The 6,199-nt window shown below is 45.1% G+C and carries 5 protein-coding genes; 4 read left to right on the top strand and 1 reads right to left on the bottom strand.

Going from position 1 to position 6,199, the window contains the following annotated elements:
• Nucleotides 1-278 precede the first annotated feature (278 nt).
• The gene (locus tag ACEW9J_RS05105) at nucleotides 279-836 is read right to left on the bottom strand and encodes a hypothetical protein (protein WP_373544057.1); all 558 of its coding nucleotides are present in this window, start codon (nucleotides 834-836) and stop codon (nucleotides 279-281) included.
• 217 nt (nucleotides 837-1,053) lie between these two features.
• Between ACEW9J_RS05105 and ACEW9J_RS05100 the strand changes: the two genes are divergently transcribed.
• The 4 genes from ACEW9J_RS05100 to ACEW9J_RS05085 all read left to right on the top strand — a co-directional run bounded on the left by ACEW9J_RS05100 (nucleotide 1,054) and on the right by ACEW9J_RS05085 (nucleotide 6,020).
• On the top strand, nucleotides 1,054-4,593 hold the full coding sequence (locus ACEW9J_RS05100) for an NB-ARC domain-containing protein (RefSeq protein WP_373544056.1): 3,540 nt from the start codon (nucleotides 1,054-1,056) through the stop codon (nucleotides 4,591-4,593).
• A 187-nt stretch (nucleotides 4,594-4,780) separates the two neighbouring features.
• Entirely contained in the window at nucleotides 4,781-5,302 is a 522-nt protein-coding gene (locus tag ACEW9J_RS05095; protein ID WP_373544055.1) for a photosystem I assembly protein Ycf3, read from the top strand.
• Between the two features lie 143 nt (nucleotides 5,303-5,445).
• Entirely contained in the window at nucleotides 5,446-5,730 is a 285-nt protein-coding gene (gene gatC, locus ACEW9J_RS05090; protein WP_373544058.1) for an Asp-tRNA(Asn)/Glu-tRNA(Gln) amidotransferase subunit GatC, read from the top strand.
• 62 nt (nucleotides 5,731-5,792) lie between these two features.
• Entirely contained in the window at nucleotides 5,793-6,020 is a 228-nt protein-coding gene (locus tag ACEW9J_RS05085; RefSeq protein WP_373544054.1) for an indolepyruvate ferredoxin oxidoreductase subunit alpha, read from the top strand.
• The last annotated feature ends 179 nt before the right edge of the window (nucleotides 6,021-6,199 follow it).

Genomic DNA, 6,199 nt, shown 5'->3' with positions numbered 1-6,199 from the left:
TTTATGTTGATGCTCTAAAAATTAGAGCATTTTTTTACTCTTATTATCTCACCCCCTCGTTTCAATACAATTGTACGCTCTTGCTTCAGATTTCACCCACCTGACATTCCTCTCGATCATTACTAGGCTTGCATTCGATCGTTGCTTGTCACCCCTTCAGTGCAGATATACTTCCTAATGCAAAAAGTTTTTTCATGTTCTTGAAAATAGTTTACTTGAGATTAATAGTTCGATCGAATCTAAACAATCGATCGAACTAGTGACGAGCGATCGAGTAATTAGCGGGCGTAGATACCTGCTGGCGAATAAACTGCGGCTGCACCACCAGTAATCCCCATCGGTAACAGGTGAACATCCACGGCTTCACCATTGATGGTGAGCGATACATCGGTGGCGGTGGCTTCTAGACCTTGCTGCGAGAAGGGTAGCGGCGATCCGATAGCACGATCGACACTGGTTAGATTTCCTAAATTGCTAAATTCAACTGTAATTTCATAACCTACAATCGAGATGCGTGAAGATATCGCAGTGGGTAGATGGGAAGTATCAATACTGATCTTTGCTGCCAGCGTTGGCGCACTCTCAAATGGTGTATCGGCAAAGATTTTAGGTGCAAAATAAGCTCCTACCTCAAGATCGGTAGCAATAAATCCCATAAATAGCGGTGCTTGGGCGGGATCGGGTTGAAATAAAATCATCCCAGCGGGTGCAGAGCCGACAGGGGTATGGACAATCCGAGCGACATGAACGATGATATTTGGTTGAGTAGCTCCAGGAATAGTAGATCCAGCGAGATCTACACCACCTTCCCAGGACATCCAGCGATCGATATTCATAATTTATTATTGATAGATCGGGGCAAGATTTTGATTTCCTCATTATACCCACCAGAGCGATGGCGATCGTACCCCAAAAGTCACTAAAAAGTCACAAATTTTCGGACTGGTTCGATTGATTAATAGCAGTATTATGCTAGTCTTAACTGCATCTTGAACATTCAATCATTCACGATCGCTGCCAGCATTCCAACCTCAAACCTTTCTTAAACTTGCCGTGCATCTCGATCGAGCCATCCGCTTTACCAACCAGCTACTCCTAGTCAGCCGTCGCCGCGAACTATCAGAACTAGAAATACTCGTATTCAACAGTATTTGGCTGGATGTTTCCTATCAGCAATCTAGCCAAAATTCTAACTATGAGATGGCGACGATCAAAAATACAGCTTCCAAACTATTGCAAGATATTTCTGATGCGGCTGGAGAACGAGCCACTAAAAAAAATTGTAAAAGTATCATTTGTCGTCTGGCGAGTACTACCGAAGAGCGAGTAGATTGGGGCGATGCACCGACGGATATGCAGCCCTTTTGTGGTAGGAATGACGAGCTAGAGCAGTTGACAAAGTGGCTGACGATCGATCGCTGTAAGCTAGTGGGAGTATTGGGAATCGGCGGGATTGGCAAAACTGCTCTAGCTGCTAAATTGGGTGATAGTATTGCCGCAGATTTCGATCTGGCAATTTGGCGATCGTTACGAGAAGCACCACCCCTCAATCAATTAATGGGTGAATTGGTGCAATTTTTATCGGCATTTACTGAAATTGAAGTACCAAATAGTAGCGATCGAGCTATCTCCAGACTACTCTACCATTTGCGCCAAAAACGCTGTCTGATTGTCCTCGATAATATCGAAGCGATTATGGAAGCGGGGGAATATGCTGGCAATTATAGATCGGGATATGCCGATTACGGGCAATTATTTCACAGTATCGGTACCAGCCGCCATCAAAGCTGTCTACTGTTTACCAGTCGGGAACCACCCCCAGAAATTGCTGAATTAGCTGGGGAAGATCTACCCGTGCGCTCGTTGTGGTTATCGGGATTGGCAGCGACTGCGCCGACATTACTGAGCAAAATCGGTCTTGATGGCAGCGAGAGTCAACTACTTGCAGTATCCGAACGATGTCAGGGAAATCCGCTCTATCTGCGGATTGTGGCGAATACGATCGTTAATAGTTTTAATGGTGAGATTGAGACTTTTTTGAGTGCAAACCAGTTTACTTATGGCAAAATTGCCAATGTATTGCAATCTCAACTCGATCGACTTTCACCAACCGAAAAACTGATTATTTATTATTTAGCAATTGGGCGAGAGCCGATCTCACTCGATCGGATCGAGGCTCATTTACAACCATTGGGACGCGATCTTGCTTTGATCCAAACGATCGATTCTCTCCAACAGCGATCGCTACTCGAAGTAACTCAGGGACAACGTTATACGCTGCAAAATGTGGTGATGGAGTTCATGACTGGGGCGACGATTCGGACGTTGGTAGGAGAAATTACTAACAATCCGCTCGGCGAACCATTGGCTGTACAACAAGAGTTGTTTTTTTTTAACAGTTTAGCCATCTATCCAGCGAGTTCGCCGACTTATATCCGTGAGGCTCAGTGGCGATTGATTCTCCGCCCACTCGTCGGTCAGCTAAGTGTCGAAAATGGCAGAGATAAAGCGATCGAATACTGTCAAAGACTTCTCTATCTGTGTCAGCAAGCTGGGTTGATTCCTGGTTACTGCGGGGGGAATATCATCGATCTTTTAATCGCCTTAGATGTCGATTTACAGCATTATAATTTCACCAATTTGTATATTGCTGAGGTAGATTTTCAGGCAACGACGCTCCGAAATGTCAATTTTACGGGAGCGACATTCGATCGATGTCGCTTTGCCCAGGGGATCGGTACGGCACTCAGGCTGACTTTTAGTCCGAACGGCAAATATCTAGCCGTCAGCGATACCAATTATCGGATTAAAGTCTGGGAAGTAGCTACCAATCAAGAGATCGCCATGCTCATCGGGCATCAAAGCTGGGTGTGGGATGTCCAATTCAGTCACGATTGCAAATATCTCGTCAGCGGTAGTAGTGACGAAACGATGCGGATCTGGGATTTGGCTAGCGGTGAATGTTTGCAAGTATTACACGGGCATCGAGACTGGGTATGGAAAGTGAGCTTTGCCGCCAATAGCAATCTGGCGATTAGCATTGGAGCCGATCGACAATTTAAAATCTGGTGGTGGCGAACTAAACTTAATTTATTGACCTTCCCAATTCCCGATCTTCAGGTACGCGATGGTACTTTTCATGGAGGGCGCGGTTTATTAGCTACTTGTGGTGGTGAAGGGATTAAGATTTGGCAGATCTGGACGGGCAGACGCTTACAAAAGATCGATACTCTCAACGCGCTCAATCTCCGGCTCGTATCATTGAGTCCCGACGGAAAAATGATTGTTGGTGCAAATTTTTCTTGTACGATTCATTGTTGGGATGTAAAGACTGGTAGCCATTTATTCGATTTACTCGGACATCCTACCCAAGTGAGTGAAGTTAACTATGATGAGATCGGGCATATTATTAGCACCTGTTTAGAACAGATTCGGATCTGGAATATCCGAACCGGAGTCTGTGTCAAAGTTATTAACTTTGGTGGTGATTGCGGCAAAGCAATCGCCTACCAATCGCCATTCATGGCGACAGGTAGCGATAACGGGGCGATCAAAGTTTGGAATCTAGCAACCGGACAATGTCTGACGACATCTGCGGGAAATGCCAAGCGAATCCTCGGTTTAGCTACCCATCCTCACCACCAAACTGTCGCTAGCAGTCGAGATGATGGCACGCTCCAGCTCTGGGATTTTAGTAACATCGCTCCGAATCAGCTACCAACGTCGATCGATATTCCTGCTCATCGGGGGATGGCGACCGCTTTGGCTTTTAGTCTCAATGGTAAGTTAATTGCCAGTACGGGAAGCGATCGAGCGATTAAACTTTGGGATGCAGTAACGGGCAAATATCTCCAAACTTTGAGCGGACATACCGATTATGTTCAGCAGCTATTATTTATTGACGATCGCACTATTATCAGTCAAAGTTATGACAAAACTATTCGACAGTGGGATCTGACTACTGGTGAGTGGAAAATTTTGATTTGTATGGAACTTCAATATTTAATCGTATTATGTCGATCTCCAGATTGTCAGTCGATTGCGATTGGCTCCGATTTACCCAGTTTGATAATATTAGATCGCCATACTGGGCAGACTAGCACCTACCCAGCCGTCGGAAATCGCCTGCGACATCTAGCTTTTAGTCATGATGGGCGGTTTATCATCGGGACTACTGACAATCGCATCCTCAATCTCTGGGATCTCACCTGTGATTACCAGCATTATTCCTGGAAAATGGGCGAACGAGATCCCACCGCAACAATCCCGCATCCTACCTCGTCCCATCTGCTAATTATCGGTAGCGATGATGGTACGATCTCGATCTGGGATATCCAAGATCGAGTGTGTGTCGAACAAATCGTCGGACATCAACATGAGATTTTAGCCCTGAAGATCGTTGCCAATCCGCCTCGGTTAGTAAGCTGTAGTGTCGATGGTTCGATTAAAGTCTGGGGTTTGCAAGATGTGCGGCTGACAGAATTATGCTCGATCGATTTTGGCACACCTTATCAAGATCTCCAACTCAGCGGAGTCAAAGGCTTGAATCGATCGCAATTAGACACATTGGTGCAGCTTGGTGCCCTAAAGTAAAGAAGTATCGGTATTCCAGCACTAGAGTGGATCTGCTTGGACTCAGTATAGTTCCCACAAGAAATGTTACTAGCCCTTGGTTTCATTTCCCAGAACGGTAAAATAGATATCTATAAGTAAAAATACCTCAATCGATCGTCAAGATTTTAATTTATCTATCCCCTAACCTCCACCCTCCGATTTAGCCATGCCAAGAACCCAGAAAAACGACAACTTCATCGATAAAAGCTTCACTGTCATGGCGGACATTCTCCTCAAGATTATGCCTACCAACAAGCGTGCTAAAGAGGCTTTTGTATATTATCGCGATGGGATGTCCGCCCAAGCTGATGGCGAATACGCTGAAGCACTAGACAACTATGAAGAAGCCCTACGGCTCGAAGAAAACGACTACGATCGTAGTTATATCTTGTACAATATGGGCCTGATCCATGCCAGTAACGGCGAACACGATCGAGCATTGAGCTTTTATGCCCAATCGGTAGAGCTGAATTCCCGCCTCTGCCAAGCCTTAAATAACATCGCTGTCATTTACCACTATCAAGGTGAAAAAGCCGCCGATGAAGGCGATATGACAGCCAGTGAAGCTCTGCTAGGTAAAGCCGCCGAGTACTGGATTCAAGCCATCAAAATCGCCCCCAACAACTACATCGAAGCCCAAAACTGGCTCAAAACTACTGGACGCTCTCAACTTGATATCTACTTCTAGGTTTTAGGCTTTAGGCTTTAGGTGTGGATGGTGAATGGTGGATAGTGTTTGAATCAGTCCCCAAGTCCCCCAGTCCCTCAGTCCCCAAGTCTCCAAGTCCCCAAGTCTCCAAGTCACCCAGTCCCCCAGTCACCCAGTCCCCCATGCTCAACCGCGAACAAGTACACAAAGTAGCTCTTCTGGCTCGATTGGAATTGACTCCAGCCGAAGAAGAACAATATGCTGGACAGATGAGTAGTATTCTTGACTACTTTGAACAACTGAGCGAACTCGATACTACAGGGATCGAACCGACAACTAGAGCGATCGATATGAGTAATATCACTCGTCATGACTCGCTGTCATCATATCAAAATTTAGCAGGTATCTATGCAGCAGCACCAGAGCGCGAAACAGATTTTTTCAAAGTACCAAAAATCATGACTTAGACATATTTCTAAGTTATTTGCGTTATTATTAGTTACTGTTGAACATTACTAGAGAAAAAATTGTGTCCCACTCGATCGTTACCGATGTTTGTGAAGGTATTGCTGATTGTGTAGCTGCTTGTCCCGTTGCCTGCATACATGATGGCCCAGGAAAAAATACGCTAGGTACCGATTGGTATTGGATTGATTTTTCTATATGTATTGACTGTGGAATTTGTATTCAAGTTTGCCCGATCGAGGGTGCTATTTTACCCGAAGAACGACCGGATCTACAAAGAATGCCTAGTTAGTTAGATTTGGATGGTGGGCGTTGCCTACTATCCAAATACTGATTGACGGACAAAAGTTTTTTTAAGCCCAGACATGTGTGTGCGCCTTAAATTCAATTCGGTATTTTTTTTGCAGATATTGTGAATGAGAAGCCTTGACGGGATCTCGGTCAATATTAGTAGTAAAAGAGACAGAACAA

Origin of the sequence: Chamaesiphon sp. (genome assembly GCF_041737865.1) — a bacterium.
Classification (GTDB): domain Bacteria; phylum Cyanobacteriota; class Cyanobacteriia; order Cyanobacteriales; family Chamaesiphonaceae; genus Chamaesiphon.
This window is presented reverse-complemented; position numbering and strand designations above follow the sequence as displayed.

Coding starts and splice junctions, on each gene's coding strand:
- ACEW9J_RS05105 (WP_373544057.1), bottom strand. CDS start 836: ATGAATATCGATCGCTGGATGTCCTGGGAAGGTGGTGTAGATCTCGCT.
- ACEW9J_RS05095 (WP_373544055.1), top strand. CDS start 4,781: ATGCCAAGAACCCAGAAAAACGACAACTTCATCGATAAAAGCTTCACT.
- gatC (WP_373544058.1), top strand. CDS start 5,446: ATGCTCAACCGCGAACAAGTACACAAAGTAGCTCTTCTGGCTCGATTG.